Below are 2,818 nucleotides of genomic sequence, written 5' to 3'. Positions count from 1 at the left end.
GTCGCGGGGCGGGCGTTGGTGGAGCGGGCGTACGCCGCGGCGCTCGACGAGGGGTACCGCTGGCACGAGTTCGGCGACTCGTGTCTGCTGCTGCCCCGGCGCGGCCCGCGCTGAGGGCACGTTTCGTGCTCTCAGCGCGGTTCGGTGAGGGCACGTTTCGTGCTCTCAGCGCGGTTCGGTGACGCGCAGGGTCGAGTGCTCGTCGGGGCTTCGGCCTCGGAGGGGTGCGGCGCTGCGAGCACGTTTCGCGCTCTCAGCGCGGTCCGGACAGCACTGAGCGCACGCAACCGGCGATCAAGCAGCGCTGACAACACGAAACGTGCGATCTTGCACGGCGCGACGACTCAAGAACCGCCCGCTACGACCGCCAGCGTGCCTCGTACCGCTCCTGCGCCTCCTTCCGGCCGTCCGCGTCCGCCTCGGCGCGCAGGCCCGCGGCGGTCCCCCGCGGGTACCCGGCCTTCACCGCTCGGTGCTCGGCGGACTCGGCCATGTACGCACAGGAGTAGAAGTAGCCGATCAGCAGCCCGGCCAGGACCGCCATCGCGCGGACCCACGGCTGGCCGGGCAGCAGGACGTAGAGCAGCACGGCGAACGGGGCGAGCTGCGTCGTGGCCCGGGCCAGGTGTCGCAGCCGCCAGGTCGGGGTGGTCACGTCGTGCAGGACCCACTCCCGGTGCCGGCCGGGCAGGCCCGCGCCCCACGCGTAGAGCACCCACCGGACCACGTTGGGTCGCACCCCAATTGTTTGCACACCAAGTATGATAGCGCCCATGAGCGACGGTGACGACCTCCTCCGACTCGACCGCCAGGTGTGCTTCGCCCTGGCCGTCGCGGCGCGCAACGTCATCGCGCTCTACCGGCCGCTGCTCGAGCCGATGGGCCTCACCCACCCGCAGTACCTGGTCATGCTCGCGCTCTGGGAGCGCTCCCCGCGCTCGGTCACCGACCTGAGCGGCGTGCTCGCCCTCGATCCCGGCACGCTGTCGCCGCTGCTCAAGCGGCTCGAGGCGGCGGGGTACGTCCATCGCGAGCGGGTGCCGGGCAACGAGCGGATGCTGGCGATCACGCTGACCGACGCGGGCCGCGCCCTGCGCACCCGCGCCGAGCGGATCCCGCCCGCCATCGTGGAGCGTCTCGGGATGCCACTCGCGGAGCTCGAACGCCTGCACACCGTCCTCAGCGGAGTGATCGCCGCGACCCGGTCGGACCCCACCCCGGACACCCTCGGTGACAGCGCTCGTCCGATGGGCTGATCGGGCTAACGTCTGACTCTTCGCGGCCGATGACAGGAGAGCCGAGAAGGAGGCACCCATGCCGACCCGCCCGCCGACGACGACGTCCGCCGCCCCGACGCAACGGCTGCCTCGTGTCCCGGAGCAGGTGTGCGTCCCCCCGGCGGAGGTGGCCGCCCGGCACCGCATCGCCACGGACCCCACGGTGGCGGGCCTCCCGGCGGACGCCCGGCTGCACAGCGAGCACGAGACCGGGCTGGTCTTCGCCCACGGCCGGTGCCTCACGCTCGTCGAGATGGCCCGCGACCTGGGCGAGGACGACATGGTCGCGCTCATCGCCCGCCGCGACGCCCTCCCCCGCCGCAGGTCCGCGGCCGTGGTGGTGGCGGCCCGGATGACGGTCGGGGCGGCCCGCCGGGCGCTGCACGCCGGCGTCCGCTACGTCGACCTCAAGGCACTCGCCGCCTGAGCGGTGCACGATGGCGGCATGGAATTCCGCTACCTCGGGCGCTCCGGCCTGCAGATCTCGGCCATCACCTACGGCAACTGGCTCACCCACGGCTCCCAGGTGGAGAACGACGTCGCCACGCAGTGCGTGCGGGCCGCGCTCGACAACGGCATCACCACCTTCGACACCGCCGACGTGTACGCGAACGGCAAGGCCGAGGAGGTCCTCGGCGCGGCGCTGAAGGGCGAGCGCCGCGAGTCGTTGGAGGTCTTCACCAAGGTCTACTGGCCCACCGGGCCGCGCGGGAAGAACGACCAGGGCCTGTCCCGCAAGCACATCCTCGAGGGCATCGACGGCAGCCTGCGCCGCCTCGGCATGGACTACGTCGACCTCTACCAGGCACACCGGTACGACTCGTTCACCCCGCTCGAGGAGACGATGCAGGCGTTCGCCGACGTCGTGCGGGCGGGCAAGGCCCTCTACATCGGCGTGAGCGAGTGGACCGCGGAACAGATCCGCGCGGCGCACGCGCTGGCCCAGGACCTCGGCGTCTCCCTCGTGTCCAGCCAGCCGCAGTACTCCATGCTGCACCGGGTCATCGAGCCCGAGGTCGTCCCCACCTGCGAGGAGCTCGGGCTCGGGCAGATCGTCTGGTCGCCCATCGCCCAGGGCGTGCTGACCGGCAAGTACAAGCCCGGCGAGGCGTACCCGGAGGGCTCGCGGGCCACGGACGCGGGCGGCGGCGCCGACGCGATCGCCCGTTTCCTGAACGACGAGACCCTCACCCGCGTCCAGGCCCTGGCGCCGATCGCGAGCGACCTCGGCCTGACCATGGCGCAGCTCGCGGTGGCCTGGGTGCTGCAGAACCCCAACGTCTCCGCCGCGCTCGTCGGTGCCTCCCGCCCCGAGCAGGTGGCGGAGAACGTGAAGGCGGCGGGCGTCCGGATCCCCGACGACGCGCTGAAGGCCGTCGACGAGACCCTCGGCGACGTCGTCGACCGGGACGCGAGCCTGGTCGCCGGCTCGACGCCGCGGCGCAGGCCGGTCTGATGGACCTCGGGATCGCCGGGCGCACGGCGCTGGTGTGCGCCTCCACGCGCGGGCTCGGTCGGGCGTGTGCCGTCGAGCTGCTCGA

General features: G+C 72.7%; 5 protein-coding genes. 4 read left to right on the top strand and 1 reads right to left on the bottom strand.

The window, feature by feature from the left end; genetic code table 11:
- On the top strand, positions 1-114 hold a 114-nt coding region (locus H5J29_RS27945), incomplete at its 5' end, for an S-adenosylmethionine:tRNA ribosyltransferase-isomerase (RefSeq protein WP_181783978.1).
- Between the two features lie 244 nt (positions 115-358).
- On the opposite strand, the gene H5J29_RS27940 is transcribed toward H5J29_RS27945, so the two are convergent.
- A complete protein-coding gene (locus H5J29_RS27940) occupies positions 359-739 on the bottom strand; it encodes a DUF5313 family protein (protein ID WP_312858450.1) in 381 nt (126 codons plus the stop codon).
- Between the two features lie 34 nt (positions 740-773).
- Here H5J29_RS27940 and H5J29_RS27935 point away from each other — a divergent pair, with 34 nt between their 5' ends.
- Genes H5J29_RS27935 through H5J29_RS27925 form a run of 3 tightly spaced genes read left to right on the top strand, consistent with a single transcriptional unit; the run spans position 774 to position 2,733 of the window.
- Positions 774-1,256, top strand: coding sequence for a MarR family winged helix-turn-helix transcriptional regulator (locus tag H5J29_RS27935; protein WP_181783976.1), 483 nt, complete (start codon positions 774-776; stop codon positions 1,254-1,256).
- A gap of 58 nt (positions 1,257-1,314) precedes the next feature.
- Complete coding sequence (locus tag H5J29_RS27930; protein ID WP_181783975.1) at positions 1,315-1,704, top strand: hypothetical protein; 390 nt, start codon at positions 1,315-1,317, stop codon at positions 1,702-1,704.
- A gap of 18 nt (positions 1,705-1,722) precedes the next feature.
- Positions 1,723-2,733 carry an aldo/keto reductase family protein gene (locus tag H5J29_RS27925; RefSeq protein ID WP_181783974.1) on the top strand — a complete coding sequence of 337 codons (1,011 nt, stop codon included), beginning with the start codon at positions 1,723-1,725 and terminating at the stop codon, positions 2,731-2,733.
- The last annotated feature ends 85 nt before the right edge of the window (positions 2,734-2,818 follow it).

Source organism: Pseudonocardia pini (assembly GCF_013870575.1).
Lineage (GTDB): Bacteria > Actinomycetota > Actinomycetes > Mycobacteriales > Pseudonocardiaceae > Pseudonocardia > Pseudonocardia pini.
The sequence above is the reverse complement of the archived record's forward strand: the minus strand, read 5'-3'. Positions and strand labels throughout refer to the sequence as shown.

Coding starts and splice junctions, on each gene's coding strand:
- H5J29_RS27935 (WP_181783976.1), top strand. CDS start 774: ATGAGCGACGGTGACGACCTCCTCCGACTCGACCGCCAGGTGTGCTTC.
- H5J29_RS27925 (WP_181783974.1), top strand. CDS start 1,723: ATGGAATTCCGCTACCTCGGGCGCTCCGGCCTGCAGATCTCGGCCATC.
- H5J29_RS27930 (WP_181783975.1), top strand. CDS start 1,315: ATGCCGACCCGCCCGCCGACGACGACGTCCGCCGCCCCGACGCAACGG.